Annotated in this window: 12 protein-coding genes and 1 pseudogene; 2 read left to right on the top strand and 11 right to left on the bottom strand. The window is 73.8% G+C overall.

Annotated elements, in window-relative coordinates; translation table 11 throughout:
- Positions 1 to 116: 116 nt before the first annotated feature.
- The 6 genes from whiA to uvrA form a co-directional block, all read right to left on the bottom strand.
- Complete coding sequence (gene whiA, locus ACYVI6_RS02780) at positions 117 to 1,097, bottom strand: DNA-binding protein WhiA (protein WP_460444903.1); 981 nt, start codon at positions 1,095 to 1,097, stop codon at positions 117 to 119.
- 108 nt (positions 1,098 to 1,205) lie between these two features.
- Entirely contained in the window at positions 1,206 to 2,264 is a 1,059-nt protein-coding gene (locus ACYVI6_RS02775) for a gluconeogenesis factor YvcK family protein (protein WP_460444933.1), read from the bottom strand.
- A complete protein-coding gene (gene rapZ / locus ACYVI6_RS02770; protein WP_460444902.1) occupies positions 2,153 to 3,031 on the bottom strand; it encodes an RNase adapter RapZ in 879 nt (292 codons plus the stop codon). The genes ACYVI6_RS02775 and rapZ overlap by 112 nt, the downstream gene beginning before the upstream one ends.
- Before the next feature lie 90 nt (positions 3,032 to 3,121).
- A complete protein-coding gene (gene uvrC, locus ACYVI6_RS02765; RefSeq protein WP_460444901.1) occupies positions 3,122 to 5,065 on the bottom strand; it encodes an excinuclease ABC subunit UvrC in 1,944 nt (647 codons plus the stop codon).
- Between the two features lie 75 nt (positions 5,066 to 5,140).
- Positions 5,141 to 5,725, bottom strand: a complete 585-nt coding sequence (locus ACYVI6_RS02760; protein WP_460444900.1) for a Rieske (2Fe-2S) protein — start codon at positions 5,723 to 5,725, stop codon at positions 5,141 to 5,143.
- 188 nt (positions 5,726 to 5,913) lie between these two features.
- Positions 5,914 to 9,018, bottom strand: a complete 3,105-nt coding sequence (gene uvrA / locus ACYVI6_RS02755) for an excinuclease ABC subunit UvrA (protein ID WP_460444899.1) — start codon at positions 9,016 to 9,018, stop codon at positions 5,914 to 5,916.
- Between the two features lie 130 nt (positions 9,019 to 9,148).
- Between uvrA and ACYVI6_RS02750 the strand changes: the two genes are divergently transcribed.
- Both ACYVI6_RS02750 and ACYVI6_RS02745 read left to right on the top strand, forming a co-directional pair.
- Positions 9,149 to 9,862: a maleylpyruvate isomerase family mycothiol-dependent enzyme gene (locus ACYVI6_RS02750; RefSeq protein WP_460444898.1), complete on the top strand. Its 714-nt coding sequence runs from the start codon at positions 9,149 to 9,151 to the stop codon at positions 9,860 to 9,862.
- Positions 9,863 to 9,871: 9 nt separating this feature from the next.
- Positions 9,872 to 10,537 (top strand): MBL fold metallo-hydrolase, encoded by a 666-nt coding sequence (locus tag ACYVI6_RS02745; RefSeq protein WP_460444897.1) that lies wholly within the window; start codon positions 9,872 to 9,874, stop codon positions 10,535 to 10,537.
- A 14-nt stretch (positions 10,538 to 10,551) separates the two neighbouring features.
- Here ACYVI6_RS02745 and ACYVI6_RS02740 read toward each other — a convergent pair whose 3' ends face one another.
- The 5 genes and pseudogenes from ACYVI6_RS02740 to ACYVI6_RS02720 form a co-directional block, all read right to left on the bottom strand.
- Complete coding sequence (locus tag ACYVI6_RS02740) at positions 10,552 to 11,331, bottom strand: MBL fold metallo-hydrolase (RefSeq protein ID WP_460444896.1); 780 nt, start codon at positions 11,329 to 11,331, stop codon at positions 10,552 to 10,554.
- Positions 11,332 to 11,336: 5 nt separating this feature from the next.
- Entirely contained in the window at positions 11,337 to 13,445 is a 2,109-nt protein-coding gene (uvrB, locus tag ACYVI6_RS02735) for an excinuclease ABC subunit UvrB (RefSeq protein ID WP_460444895.1), read from the bottom strand.
- A gap of 57 nt (positions 13,446 to 13,502) precedes the next feature.
- A pseudogene (gene coaE, locus ACYVI6_RS02730) lies at positions 13,503 to 14,108 on the bottom strand (dephospho-CoA kinase); the annotation flags it as partial.
- A gap of 31 nt (positions 14,109 to 14,139) precedes the next feature.
- Positions 14,140 to 14,664, bottom strand: coding sequence for an SRPBCC domain-containing protein (locus tag ACYVI6_RS02725; protein WP_460444894.1), 525 nt, complete (start codon positions 14,662 to 14,664; stop codon positions 14,140 to 14,142).
- Positions 14,661 to 14,978: an ArsR/SmtB family transcription factor gene (locus ACYVI6_RS02720; protein ID WP_460444893.1), complete on the bottom strand. Its 318-nt coding sequence runs from the start codon at positions 14,976 to 14,978 to the stop codon at positions 14,661 to 14,663. The genes ACYVI6_RS02725 and ACYVI6_RS02720 overlap by 4 nt, the downstream gene beginning before the upstream one ends.
- Positions 14,979 to 15,062 lie beyond the last annotated feature (84 nt).

Raw genomic sequence — 15,062 nt, 5'->3', positions numbered from 1 at the left:
CTGGAAGGTGTTCGGGGTGGGCGCTGCGTCGAGCCCGTTGACGTCGTCCCGACCCTATCCCCCGACGACGTGACCCCCGTCACGTGGGTCGCATCGTGGACCGTGTGCTCCGGTGGTCAGGCGTCCAGCATGTCGGGCGTCAGGTTGGCGTCGGTGCCCGGCACACCGTCGTCCTGCGCGCGCTTGTCGGCCATCGCCAGCAGCCGGCGGATCCGGCCGGCCACGGCGTCCTTGGTCATCGGCGGGTCGGCGAGCTGCCCGAGCTCCTCGAGGCTCGCCTGCTTGTGCGCCAGCCGCAGCTCGCCGGCCTCCTTCAGGTGGTCGGGCACGTCGGCGCCCAGGATCTGCAGCGCCCGCTCGACCCGTGAGCCCGCGGCCACGGCGGCGCGCGCCGAGCGGCGCAGGTTGGCGTCGTCGAAGTTGGCCAGCCGGTTGGCGGTGGCCCGCACCTCGCGGCGCATCCGGCGCTCCTCCCAGGCCATGAACGCGTCGTGCGCGCCGAGCCGGGTGAGCATGGCCCCGATGGCGTCGCCGTCGCGGATCACCACCCGGTCGACGCCGCGCACCTCGCGGGCCTTCGCCGCGATGCCGAGCCGACGCGCGGCACCGACCAGCGCGAGGGCCGCCTCGGGACCGGGACAGGTCACCTCGAGGGACGACGAGCGGCCGGGCTCGGTGAGCGAGCCGTGCGCCAGGAACGCGCCGCGCCAGGCCGACTCGGCGTCCTGCAGCGCGCCGCTGACCACCTGCGGCGGCAGGCCGCGCACCGGGCGGCCGCGACCGTCGATCAGCCCCGTCTGGCGGGCGAGGGCCTCGCCGTCCTTCACGACGCGGACGACGTACCGGGTGCCACGACGCAGGCCGCCGGGGGCGAGCACCACCACGTCGCTGGCGTGCCCGTAGACGTCGGCGATGTCGCGCCGCAGCCGTCGGGCGGCCTGCCCGGTGTCGAGCTCGGCCTCGACCACGATGCGCCCGGCGACGATGTGCAGGCCGCCGGCGAAGCGGAGGATCGTCGACACCTCGGCCTTGCGGCAGCTCGTCCTGGTGATCTGGAGCCGGCTCAGCTCGTCCTTGACCATCGCCGTCATCGCCATGGGGGTCATCCTGCCACCGGCGCGCGAGGTGCAGACCCCCCGCCCGGAGATCGTTGTGCCGCACCGCCTCTGGGCCCACGACGCCTCGCGCGGGGGCCGTCTGGTGTGCTAACGGAGCAGGTCGCGGTAGGCCGCGGCGAGCCGGAACGGGTCGTGGGTCGCCGCGGCGAACGACGCCGCGACGGGCAGCACGACGAGCCGGGCGCCCAGGGCGGCGGCCGCCTGCTCGAGCGCCGGCCGGTCGGTGACCACCCCGGGGTCGGCCAGCACGACGTCGAAGCGCAGGTCGGGTGCGTGCCGGGCCAGCACCTCGACGAGCGCGGTGGTGCTGAACCCGCCGGTCTCGTCGTCGCTCGACACCAGGTTGAGGGTGAGCACCCGACGGGCGGTGGTCTCGCACAGCGCGGCGGCGAGGTCGGGCACCAGCAGGTGCGGCATGACCGAGGTGAACCACGACCCGGGGCCGAGCACGACCCAGTCGGCGGCGCGCACCGCCTCGACGGCCTCGGGGCGGGCCGGCGGCTGCTCCGGCAGCAGGTGCACCGACTCGACCCGACCGGGCGTGGTGGCGACGGCGCTCTGGCCGCGCACCGTCTGCAGGTCGTCCGGGCGCGCGGGGTCGATGCCGCGCACGACGGCCTCGATGTCGAGGGGGACGGCGCTCATCGGCAGCACCCGCCCGCGGGCGCCGAGCAGCCGGCCCACCCAGTCGAGGCCCTCGACGCTGTCGCCCAGCAGCTCCCACAGGGCCACGATGAGCAGGTTGCCGACGGCGTGGTTGTGCAGCTCGCCCTGGCTGGCGAAGCGGTGCTGCAGCACGTCGCGCCAGGTGCTGCCCCACTCGTCGTCCGCGCACAGGGCGGAGAGCGCCATCCGCAGGTCGCCGGGCGGCAGCACCCCCAGCTCGCGGCGCAGGCGGCCGCTCGACCCGCCGTCGTCCGCGACCGTGACGATCGCGGTGAGGCGGTCGGTGAGGTGCCGCAGGGCGGCGAGCGAGGCGGCCAGCCCGTGCCCGCCGCCGAGGGCGACGACCGCGGGCCGGCTGACCGGGGCGATCACTCGCGACCCAGGTCGCGGTGCAGCGTGCCGACCTGCACGCCGAGCCGGCTCAGCCGGCCGGCCAGCTCGCGCACCATCGCCACCGACCGGTGCTTGCCGCCGGTGCAGCCGACGCAGATCGTGACGTAGCGCTTGCCCTCGGCCTGGTACCCCGCGACGACCGGCTCGAGGCTCTCGACGAACCGGTCGAGGAAGACCTGCGCGCCGCCCTGGGCCAGCACGAACGCGCTCACCGGCTCGTCGAGCCCCGACTGCGGGCGCAGCTCGGGCACCCAGTGCGGGTTCGGCAGGAACCGCACGTCGACCACGAAGTCGGCGTCGAGCGGCACCCCGTACTTGAACCCGAACGACATCACGGTGGCGCGCAGCAGCGGCAGACCGCCCGCCTCGAACACCTGCGACACCTTCGCGCGCAGCTGCGTGACGTTCAGGCCGGAGGTGTCGACGAGCACGTCGGCGTCCTCGCGCAGGTTCTCGAGCAGCTGCCGCTCGCGGTGGATGCCGTCGAGGATGCGGCCGTGGCCCTGCAGCGGGTGCGGTCGGCGCACGCTCTCCTGGCGGCGCACCAGCACGTCGTCGCTCGCGTCGAGGAAGACCACCCGAGGGTGCACGCCGCGCTCGCGCAGCTCGGCGAACGACTGGCGCAGCGCCTGGAAGAACGACCGGCTGCGGACGTCGACCACCGCCGCCAGCTGCCGGACGCCCGCGGAGGGTGCCGACGTGACGTCGAGCATCGTCGGCAGCAGCTGCGGCGGCAGGTTGTCGACGACGTACCAGCCGAGGTCCTCCAGCACGGACGCCGCGGTGGAGCGACCGGCGCTGGACATGCCGGTGACGATGACGAGCTCGGGCGGCACGGGACCGTCGTGGCTCACGGGCGTCCCCTTCGGGTGGCGACTCGGGCGGGCGGGGTCTGGCAGGACCGGCGGGCTGCGGCGCGGCAGGGCCTCGCCGACGGGTGCAACCTATCCGTCGAGCACCTCGCCCGTCGTGACGTTGACGGCGGGTTCGGGCCGCGACCCGGCGAGGGCGGCCACGACCGCGTCGGCGGTCGCCGGCCCGATGCCCGGCACGGCCGCGATCTGCTCGGCGTCGGCCGCCCGCAGCTTCTTCAGGCTGCCGAAGTGCTTGAGCAGCGCGGCGCGGCGGGTCTGGCCGAGCCCGGGCACGTCGTCGAGCGCCGACGTGGTCATCTTCTTCGAGCGACGACGACGGTGGCTGGTGATGGCGAACCGGTGCGCCTCGTCGCGGACGCGCTGCAGCAGGTACAGGCCCTCGCTGGTGCGGGGCAGGACGACGGGGTGGTCGTCGCCCGGCAGCCAGACCTCCTCGAGCCGCTTGGCGAGCCCGACGAGCGCGATGTCGTCGACCGCCAGCTCGTCGAGCGCGGCCTTCGCCGCCGCGACCTGCGGCGGGCCGCCGTCGACGACGATGAGCTGCGGCGGGTACGCGAACCGCCTGGGTCGGCCGGTCTCGGGGTCGATGGGGCCGTCGAGCTCGCCTCCGTCCTCGACGCGGTCGTCGAGCAGGCGGCGCAGCCGCCGCACCATCACCTCGTGCATCCACGCCGTGTCGTCCTGGCCGTCGGTGCCGCGCACGTTGAAGGTGCGGTACTCGGACTTGCGGGGCAGGCCGTCCTCGAAGACCACCATCGAGGCGACGACCTCCGACCCCTGGATGTGCGAGACGTCGTAGCACTCGATGCGCAGCGGCGCCTCGGGCAGCTCGAGGGCGTCCTGCAGCTCCTGCAGCGCCTGCGAGCGGGTGGTGAGGTCGCCAGCCCGGCGGGTCTTGTGCAGCGTCAGCCCCTGGCCGGCGTTGCGCTGCACCGTCTCGAGCAGGGTCCGCTTGTCGCCGCGCTGCGGCACCCGCAGGTCGACGTTGGCCCCGCGCAGGCCGGTGAGCCACGCGGTGACCTGCTCGGCGTCCGGCGGCAGGGCCGGCACCAGCACCTCGCGCGGCACCGACTCGGGCGACTCGCCGTACACCTGCTGCAGCAGGTGCTCGACCAGCCCGTCGGTGCCGACGTCCTCGACCTTCTCGACGACCCAGCCGCGCTGGCCGCGCACCCGGCCGCCGCGCACGTGGAACACCTGCACCGCGGCCTCGAGCTCGTCCTCGGCCAGGGCGAACACGTCGGCGTCGGTGCCGTCGGGCAGCACCACGGCGCTGCGCTCGAGCGCCCGGTTCAGCGCGCCCAGGTCGTCGCGCAGCCGGGCCGCCTTCTCGTACTCCATCGCGGTCGACGCGGCGCGCATCTCGGCCTCGATGCGCTTCACGAAGCGGCCGGTCTGCCCGGCCATGAAGTCGCAGAAGTCCTGGGCGAGCTCGTGGTGCTCGTCCTGCGTGATGCGGCCGACGCACGGCGCCGCGCACTTGCCGATGTAGCCGAGCAGGCACGGCCGCCCGACCTGACCCGCCCGCTTGTAGACGCCGTTCGAGCAGGTGCGCACCGGGAAGACGCGCAGCAGCTGGTCGACGGTCTCGCGGATCGCCCACGCGTGCGCGTACGGACCGAAGTAGCGGGTGCCCTTGCGCTTGGCGCCGCGCATCACCTGCACGCGCGGCACCGCGTCGCCCATCGTGACCGCGAGGTACGGGTAGGACTTGTCGTCGCGGTACTTGACGTTGAACCGCGGGTCGAACTCCTTGATCCAGGAGTACTCGAGCTGCAGCGCCTCGACCTCGGTGGTGACCGTCGTCCACTCGACGCTGGCCGCCGTGGTCACCATCGTCTGCGTGCGCGGGTGCAGCGCGGCGACGTCCTGGAAGTAGCTGTTCAGCCGCTGCCGGAGGCTCTTGGCCTTGCCGACGTAGATGACCCGGCGGTGCGCGTCGCGGAACCGGTAGACGCCCGGATCGACCGGGATCTCGCCCGGTGCGGGGCGGTACGTCGACGGGTCGGCCACGTCGACAACCCTACGATCCGCCACCGACAGCGACGCCCCCGGGCCGCCGCCCGCGGCGCGCCGCGAGCGGGCCGGCTAGCCCAGCACGACCTCGCCGCCGGAGACGGTGACGGTCTTGGCCTCGAGGGCGCTCTTGGCGGGGCTGTCGGACGTCGGGGCGCCGTCGGCCACCGCGAACCGGCTGTTGTGGCACGGGCAGACGATGAAGCCGTCGGCCACCGACGTGACGGCGCACCCCTGGTGCGGGCACGTGGTCGAGAAGGCCTTGACCTCCCCCTCGGTGGGCTGCGTCAGCACGACCTTCTGCGCCGCGACGATGAGCCCGCCGCCGACCGGCACGTCGGCCACCTTCGCGATGGCGCCGCCCGCACCACCCGAGCCGGCGGACCCGCTCGCCGCACCCGAGGCACCACCCGAGCCGGCGTCGCTGCTCGCGTCGTCGGAGCCGCAGGCGGCCAGCGCCAGGCCCCCGGCCCCCACGGCCGCGACGACGCCCGCGCCGCGCACCACGGCCCGTCGGCTGCTGCCCGAGGGCCGCGGGGCTGCGCACGACCCGCACGCGTCGGCGCAGCCCCCGGCGTCGCTCGGCGCACCGCTGAGGCGCTCCGTGCGGTCGTCGGGGCGGTCGTCGGTGCGGGTGTCGGTCGAGGTGGCGGTCATGGTTCCTCCAGGTCGGCGCGAGCGGTCGGCGCCGCTCCGTCGCGGCCGTACGGTGACGCTGGCAGCCCAGCCTGTGAGCCACCTGCGTGCCACCTGCAGCGCCCCGGGGAGCCGGCCACCCGGGACGCGCTCCACGTCACGACGGACCGCGGCGCGGCACCGCGCCCGCGGGGCCGCGACGCCCGACGTCAGGCCGACCGGCGCCCCGCCGCGCCGCGCTTCGCCGGCGCCGTGCTCTTCGCCGCGGTCTTGCTCGCGGTCTTGCTTGCGGTCTTCGCGGTGGTCTTGCTGGCGGTCTTCGCCGGCACCTTGGACGTGACCCCGGTGCCGCCCGTCGCCGCCTTCGTCGTGCGTCGGGTGGTGGCCGTCGTGGTGCCGGTCGTCGAGGTCGCCGCCGCGACCCGGCCGACCGCCGCGCGCGCCGCCACCGTGCCCGAGCCGCCGACGCGCGTCGTCTCGGCCAGCACCGGTCGCAGGAACGCACCGGTGTGGCTGCCCTCGTGCTCGGCGACCTGCTCGGGCGTGCCCTCGGCGACCACGAGGCCGCCCCCGGAGCCACCCTCTGGCCCCATGTCGACGACCCAGTCGCTGCTCTTGATCACGTCGAGGTTGTGCTCGATGACGATGACGGTGTTGCCCTTGTCGACCAGGCCCTGCAGCACCAGCAGCAGCTTGCGGATGTCCTCGAAGTGCAGACCGGTGGTCGGCTCGTCGAGCACGTAGACCGTGCGGCCGGTCGACCGCTTCTGCAGCTCGCTGGCCAGCTTCACGCGCTGCGCCTCGCCCCCGGACAGGGTGGTGGCCGGCTGACCCAGCCGCACGTAGCCGAGGCCGACCTCGACCAGCGTCGACAGGTGGCGGCTGATCGCCGGGACGGCCTCGAAGAAGGTGGCCGCCTCGCTGATCGGCATGTCGAGCACGTCGGCGACGGTCTTGCCCTTGAAGTGCACCTCGAGCGTCTCGCGGTTGTAGCGCGCGCCCTGGCAGACCTCGCACGGGACGTAGACGTCCGGCAGGAAGTTCATCTCGATCTTGATGGTGCCGTCGCCGGAGCAGGCCTCGCAGCGGCCGCCCTTCACGTTGAACGAGAAGCGCCCGGGCTGGTACCCGCGCACCTTCGCCTCGGTCGTCTGCGCGAACAGCTTGCGCACGTGGTCCCAGACGCCGGTGTAGGTCGCCGGGTTGCTCCGCGGCGTGCGGCCGATGGGGCTCTGGTCGACGTGCACGACCTTGTCGAGCTGGTCGAGGCCCTTGACCGTGCGGTGCCGGCCGGGCACCCGGCGGGCACCGTTCAGCTTGTTGGCCATGACGTTGTAGAGGATGTCGTTGACCAGCGTCGACTTGCCCGAGCCGGACACCCCGGTGACCGAGACGAAGCAGCCCAGCGGGATCGACACGTCGATGCCGCGCAGGTTGTGCTCGCGGGCGCCCACCACGGTCACCTGCCGCTTGGGGTCGATCGGACGACGGACGGCCGGCATCGCGATCTCGCGACGGCGGGACAGGTACTGACCGGTCAGCGAGGTCTCGTGCTCGAGCAGACCCTGCACGGTGCCGGAGTGCACGACGTGGCCGCCGTGCTCGCCGGCGCCCGGGCCGATGTCGACCACCCAGTCGCTCGCCTGGATGGTGTCCTCGTCGTGCTCGACGACGATCAGCGTGTTGCCGAGGTCGCGCAGCCGGGTGAGGGTGCCGATCAGCCGGTGGTTGTCGCGCTGGTGCAACCCGATGCTCGGCTCGTCGAGCACGTAGAGCACGCCGACCAGGCCGGAGCCGATCTGCGTCGCCAGCCGGATGCGCTGCGCCTCGCCGCCGGACAGCGTGCCGGACGGGCGGTCGAGCGAGAGGTAGTCGAGCCCGACGTCGAGCAGGAAGCCCAGGCGGGCGTTGATCTCCTTCAGCACGGCGTCGGCGATGCGGCGCTCGCGCGGCGACAGCTCGAGCTCGGCCAGGTAGGCGGCGCACTCCCGGATGGGCAGCGCGCAGGCCTCGGCGATCGAGCGGCCGCCGACCAGCACGGCCAGCACCTCGGGCTTGAGCCGCGCGCCCTTGCAGGTCGGGCACGGGATCTCGCGCATGTAGCCCTCGTAGCGCTCGCGCGACCACTCGGAGTCGGTCTCGCCGTGCCGCCGCTGCACGAACGGGATCGCACCCTCGAACCCGGTCGTGTACGACCGCTCGCGCCCGAACCGGTTGCGGTAGCGGACGTGCACCTCGTAGTTCTCGCCGTGCAGCAGGGCGTCCTTCGCCTTCTTCGGCAGCGCGCGCCACGGCACGTCCATCGAGAAGCCGAGCTGGTCGGCGAGCGCTGCCATCAGGCGCTGGAAGTAGTCGGCGGAGCCGAGCGTCCACGGCGCGATCGCGCCCTCGGCGAGGCTGATCTCGTCGTCCGGCACCAGCAGGTCGGGGTCGACCTCGAGCCGGGTGCCGATGCCGCTGCAGACCTCGCAGGCGCCGTACGGGGCGTTGAAGGAGAACGTGCGCGGCTCGATCTCGTCGAGCGAGAGCGGGTGGTCGTTCGGGCAGGCCATCTTCTCGCTGAAGCGGCGCTCGCGCTCGGGGTCGTCGGCAGGGAGGTCGACCAGCTCGACGGTCAGCAGGCCGCCCGCAAGGCCGAGCGCCGTCTCGACGGAGTCGGTGAGCCGCTGCTTGGCGGTCGACTTCGCCACCAGGCGGTCGACCACGACGTCGATGCTGTGCTTGAGCTTCTTCTCGAGAGTGGGGGGGCTGGACAGCGAGACCACCTCGCCGTCGACGCGCGCCCGGGACAGGCCCTTGGTCTGCAGCTCGGCGAAGAGGTCGGCGTACTCGCCCTTGCGGCCGCGGACGACCGGCGCGAGCACCTGGAAGCGGGTGCCCTCGGGCAGCTCGAGCAGCCGGTCGACGATCTGCTGCGGGGTCTGCCGGCCGATCGGCTCGCCGCAGACCGGGCAGTGCGGGCGGCCGGCGCGGGCGAACAGCAGTCGCAGGTAGTCGTAGACCTCGGTGATGGTGCCCACCGTGGACCGCGGGTTGCGCGAGGTGGACTTCTGGTCGATCGAGACCGCCGGCGACAGCCCCTCGATGAAGTCGACGTCCGGCTTGTCCATCTGCCCGAGGAACTGCCGGGCGTACGCCGACAGCGACTCGACGTAGCGGCGCTGCCCCTCGGCGAAGATGGTGTCGAACGCCAGCGACGACTTCCCCGACCCGGACAGGCCGGTGAAGGTGATCATGGCGTCGCGGGGCAGGTCGAGCGAGACGTCCTTGAGGTTGTGCTCGCGGGCACCGCGCACGATGAGGCTGTCGGCCACGAGGGCGTGCTCCTGAGGTCTGGGAACCGGTCTTGTGAGGTCGCCGACCACTGTAGGCGGCACCACCGACAACGCCGAGCGAGCCGCTGGGCTTCCGGTCACCGGGCCGACCGCGCGCTAGGTTCGGGCCGTGCCCACCCTCGGTGACGACGTCCTGACCCGGCTCCTGCACGAGCAGACCGACGTGCTGCTCGCCGCGGTGGGCCGGCTCTCCGACGACGAGGTCGCGGCGCGGTCCGGGCTGCCGGGCTGGACCCGCGGCCACGTGCTCACCCACCTGTCGCGCAACGCCGACGGGCTGGCCCGCGTGCTGCGCAGCGCGATGACCGGTGAGGTCACGCCCATGTACGCGTCCGCCGCGGCGCGCGACGCCGACATCGAGGCCGGCGCCGCGCGAGACGCGAGCGAGCAGCTCGCCGACCTGCGGCGCGGCTCCGAGGAGCTCGCCGGGCTGCTCGCCGAGGTGCCGGACGACGTGCTCGACGTCACGGTGCCCGACGGCCGCGGCAAGCGGGTGCGGGTGCGCGCGGTCCCCTGGCTGCGGCTGAAGGAGGTGGCGCTGCACCACGTCGACCTGCGGCTCGCTCACCGCCTCGCCGACGCGCCGCAGCAGCTGCTGCGGCGGGCGATCGAGGAGTGCGCAGACCGCTTCGCCGACCTCTCCCCCGGCGTCGACGTGCAGGCGCTGCTGCCGGACGGGCTCGTCGTCGAGGTGCGGCTCGGCGACGGGCGGGTGCGGGCACAGGGTGACGCCGCCGACGTGCTCGGCTGGCTGACCGGGCGCACCGACGGCGTCGGCCTGCGCTCGGCCGACCCGCTGCCCGACCTGCCGAGCTGGGGCTAGGTTCGACGCGTGCCCGACTACACCGGTGACGTGCGGCCCGGCGGCCCCGCCGACGTCCGCGAGCTCGACGCCCTCACGATCCGCAAGGTCAGCGTCGGCGACATGGACAACGACGCCTACCTGCTCACCTGCCGTGCCACCGGCGAGCAGCTGCTCGTCGACGCCGCGGACGACGCGCCCCGGCTGCTGCGGCTGGTCGAGGAGGGTGGCGGCGGCCTCGCCCTCGTCGTCACCACCCACCAGCACCGCGACCACCACCGCGCGCTGCCGGCCGTGGTCGAGGCCACCGGTGCCCGCACGGCCGCGGGTGCGGAGGACGCCGACGCCCTGCCGGTGCCCGTCGACGTCCGGCTCGCGGACGGCGACGAGGTGCGGTTCGGCGAGGTCGTGCTGCAGGTGACGCACCTGCGCGGCCACACCCCCGGCTCGGTCGCCCTGCGCTACGACGACCCGGCCGGACGCCCGCACCTGTTCACCGGCGACTCGCTGTTCCCCGGCGGCGTGGGCAACACCCGCGGCGACGCGGCGGCCTTCACCTCGCTGCTGCGCGACGTCGAGGAGCGGCTGTTCGACGTGCTGCCCGACGACACCTGGGTGTACCCGGGGCACGGCGCCGACACCACGCTCGGCGCCGAGCGCCCGCACCTCACCGAGTGGCGCGAGCGCGGCTGGTAGACCGGGCCGCCGGATCAGCGCCCGATGAGCTCGCGGGCCAGTGCGGCGACCCGGTCGTGCACGGCCGCCATGCCGGGGTTCGCGCGGCGCGGGTCCGCCGGGTCGCGGCCGGCGAGCAGGTCGTCGAGGTAGCGGCGGTCGGCGTCGAGCCGGGTGAGGGGCTCGGACGTCCGGTGCCCGTGGCCCGGCACCAGCACCTCGGCCCGAGCCACGACGGGTGCCAGCCGGTCGAGGCCGGCGAGGTAGGCCGGCAGGTCGTCGGGCCACAGCGGCAGCGGCAGCTCGACGTCGCTCAGCAGGTCGCCGGCCAGCAGCACCCGGCGCTCGGGCGACCAGACCGCCGCGTGTCCGGGCGCGTGCCCGTCGTGCACCACCAGCTCGACCGGCTCGCACCACGGCACGACGTCACCGGGCGCCTCGCCCACGTCGGCGAACACCGTGAGCAGGTCCGCGGGCCACGACGGTCCGAGCGCCTCGACCAGCTCGACGCGGTGGGTCGCGACCGTCTGCACCGTGCCAGCCGAGGCGTACCGCGGTTCGGTGCCGAGCGCCGGGTGCCACAGCAGGTGGTCGTGATGGGCGTGCGTCGCGACGCCGGCGGTGACCCGGAGCCCGCGCTGCTGCACGAGCACGGCGAGCGCCGCCAGCTCGTCCGGGTCCCAGGCGGGGTCGACGACGAGCACCTCGTCGCCGTGCACCACCAGGGTGCTGGTGGTGAGCTCGCGACGGCTGGTCGCGACCAGCACGCCCGGCGCGACCTCCTCGACCGCGCGCGGCTGCGGCAGACCAGGCACCCGGTCTAGGCGTGCCCGGCCGACTGCATGCCGCGCAGCTCCTTCTTCAGGTCGCCGATCTCGTCGCGCAGCCGCGCGGCCAGCTCGAACTGCAGCTCGGCGGCCGCGCCCTTCATCTGGTCGGTCAGCTGCTGGATGAGGTCGGCCAGGTCGGCGGCCGGGAGGTCGGCGAGCCGAGGCTCGTGGGTGCCGTGGCCGGCCCTCGACGAGAGGCCGGGGACCGGCGCCTTGCCACGGGACTGCTGCCGGCCGGATCCGCCGAGCAGCGCCTCGGTGTCGGCGGCCTCGCGGTTGATCAGGTCGGTGATGTCGCCGATCTTCTTGCGCAGCGCGGTCGGCTCGATGCCGTGCTCGGTGTTGTAGGCGACCTGCTTCTCGCGCCGCCGGTTCGTCTCGTCGATCGCACTCGCCATCGACGGGGTCACGGTGTCGGCGTACATGTGCACCTGGCCCGAGACGTTGCGGGCCGCGCGGCCGATGGTCTGGATGAGCGACGTCGCCGAGCGCAGGAACCCCTCCTTGTCGGCGTCGAGGATGCTGACCAGCGACACCTCCGGCAGGTCGAGGCCCTCGCGCAGCAGGTTGATGCCGACCAGCACGTCGAACTCGCCCATCCGCAGCTCGCGCAGCAGCTCGACCCGGCGCAGCGTGTCGACCTCGGAGTGCAGGTACCGCACCCGCACGCCGTGCTCGAGCAGGTAGTCGGTGAGGTCCTCGGACATCTTCTTCGTGAGGGTGGTGACCAGCACCCGCTCGTTGCGCTTCGACCGCTCGCCGATCTCGTGCAGCAGGTCGTCGATCTGGCCCTTCGTCGGCTTGACGACCACCTCGGGGTCGATGAGGCCGGTCGGCCGGATGACCTGCTCGACGTACCCGTCGCCCTTCGCCAGCTCGTAGCTGCCGGGGGTGGCCGACAGGTAGACGGTCTGCTCGATGCGCTCGAGGAACTCCTCCCAGCGCAGCGGACGGTTGTCCATCGCGCTCGGCAGCCGGAACCCGTGGTCGACCAGGGCGCGCTTGCGGCTCATGTCGCCCTCGTACATCGCACCGATCTGCGGCACGGTCTGGTGCGACTCGTCGATGACCAGCAGGAAGTCGTCCGGGAAGTAGTCGAGCAGCGTGTTGGGCGCCGTCCCGGGGCCGCGGCCGTCGATGTGCCGGCTGTAGTTCTCGATGCCCGAGCACGATCCGACCTGGCGCATCATCTCGATGTCGTAGGTCGTGCGCATGCGCAGCCGCTGCGCCTCGAGCAGCTTCTGCTGGCTCTCGAGCTCCTTGAGCCGCTCCTCCAGCTCGGCCTCGATGCCCGCGATCGCCCGCTCCATCCGCTCGGGCCCGGCGACGTAGTGGGTGGCCGGGAAGACGTACATCTCGGTCTCGTCGTGCACCACCTCGCCGGTCAGCGGGTGCAGCGTGGAGATCGCCTCGATCTCGTCGCCGAAGAACTCGATGCGGATCGCGAGCTCCTCGTAGACCGGGATGATCTCGACCGTGTCGCCGCGCACGCGGAACGTGCCGCGCTGGAAGGCGAGGTCGTTGCGGGTGTACTGCATGCCGACGAAGCGGCGCAGCAGCTGGTCGCGCTCGATCTCCTGCCCGACCTTCAGCCGCGCCATCCGGTCGACGTACTCCTGCGGGGTGCCGAGGCCGTAGATGCACGACACCGACGCCACGACGATGACGTCGCGGCGGGTGAGCAGCGAGTTGGTCGCCGAGTGCCGCAGCCGCTCGACCTCGTCGTTCACCGACGAGTCCTTCTCGATGTAGGTGTCGGTCTGCGCGATGTACGCCTCGGGCTGGTAGTAGTCGTAGTACGAGACGAAGTACTCGACCGCGTTGTTCGGCAGCAGCTCGCGGAACTCGTTCGCCAGCTGCGCGGCCAGCGTCTTGTTCGGCGCCATCACCAGGGTGGGCCGCTGCACCTGCTCGACCAGCCAGGCCGTGGTCGCGGACTTGCCGGTGCCGGTGGCACCCAGCAGGACGACGTCCTGCTCCCCGGAGTTCACCCGGCGGGTCAGCTCGGCGATCGCCGTCGGCTGGTCACCGGACGGCGTGTACTCGGACACCACCTCGAACGGTGCCACGCGGCGCTGCAGGTCGGTCTTCGGACGCATGGCTCCACGGTAGGCGGCGCCACCGACAACCACCGCACCGCGTGCTCCGCCGGGTCAGCGGGTGGCGCGCTCGGCCGGCAGCAGGCGCTCGGTCCAGAGCCGGTCGACGTCGGCCAGCACGTCGGCGACGGGCCGGTCGGTGTCGACCCACACGTCCGCCACGGCCCGGCGGGCGGCGTCGTCGGCCTGCGCGGCGATCCGGCGGCGGACGTCGTCCTCGGCCATGCCGCGCTGCTCGACCAGCCGGCGCACCCGCACCTCGACCGGCGCGTCGACCACGACCACCACGTCGTAGCGTGCAGCCAGGTCCCGCTCGACGAGCAGGGGCACGTCGTGCACCACCACGGCGTCCGGCGCCGCCTGCTCGAAGGCCTGCTGCGTGGCCGCGGCGATCCGCGGGTGCGTGATCGCCTCCAGCGCGCGGCGCCGGTCGTCGCTGCTGAACGCGGCGCGGGCGAGGGCGGCCCGGTCGAGCACGCCGTCCTCGGTGAGCACCGCGGCGCCGAACTCGCGCACGACCTCGGCCAGCCCCGGTGTGCCCGGCTCGAGCACCTGGCGGGCGAGCACGTCGGCGTCGACCACGACCGCGCCCAGCTCGGCCAGCCGGCGCGCGACGGTCGACTTGCCCGCACCGGTCCCGCCGGTCAGCCCCACCCGAAGCACGACGCGAGCCTAGCCGGGCCCGAGGGCCCGGTCAGCCGACCGGCTGCCCGCCGTCGGCCGGTGTCAGCTGCTGCCAGCGGGCGTGCCAGGCGGGCGCCGGGGCCTCGCCGGACCAGCCGTCGACGTGCACCGGGCCGTCGAGCTCGAGGGACCGCGCCAGGTCCTCGAGGTGCACCTGCCACCCGGCGTCGTAGAAGTGCAGGGCCGCGATCGGCAGCCCGCGCTCCTCGACGACGAGCCGGGTGCCGGCACCCTCGGCCGTCAGCCAGACCTCGATCTGCGTCTCGTCGTCGGTGCCCGGCTGGCCGGTGACCAGCAGGTGGTGCGGGGCCTCGCACACGTCGACGCGCAGGGGTCCGTTCCACGAGCTGGTGAAGACCGCCTGCACGGTGCTGCCCTCGTGCAGGTCACCCGTCACCCGGGCGATCCAGCGCGCCAGCCGGTCGGGCGTCGTGCACGCGGCCCACAGGTCGTCGATGCCGGTGTCGTAGCGCTCCTCGAGGCGCACCGCGCCGCGCTCCTCGTCGAGCGCGCTCGTCGTGCCGTCGGTGGTCATGAGCCTGCCTTCTTCCCTCGGGCGATCTCGGTGTGCAGGGCGTCGAGTCGGTGCTGCCACAGCGCCCGGTACCCGGCGAGCCACTCGTCCACCTCGACGAGGGCCTCGGGGCGGAGGCGGTAGATGCGTCGCTGCGCGTCCTGCCGGACGTCGACCAGGCCCGCCTCGCGCAGCACCCGCAGGTGCCGCGAGACGCCCGGCCGGGCGATGGGCAGCGCGTCGGACAGCTCGCCCGCCGTCGCCGGGTGGTCCCGGAGGATCTCCAGGAGCGTCCGGCGGCTCGGGTCGGCCAGGGCCTGCAGCACCGCGTCCACCCCACCAAGGTAACGCCTCGGGTACGTAACCACAAGGGTACGGAAACGCCACCGGGACGCACGAGGGGCCCCGCACCGGTCGGT

It is taken from the genome of Angustibacter aerolatus, assembly GCF_054776675.1.
Note: the sequence above shows the minus strand (reverse complement) of the source record. Positions and strands in the feature narration are given on the sequence as shown.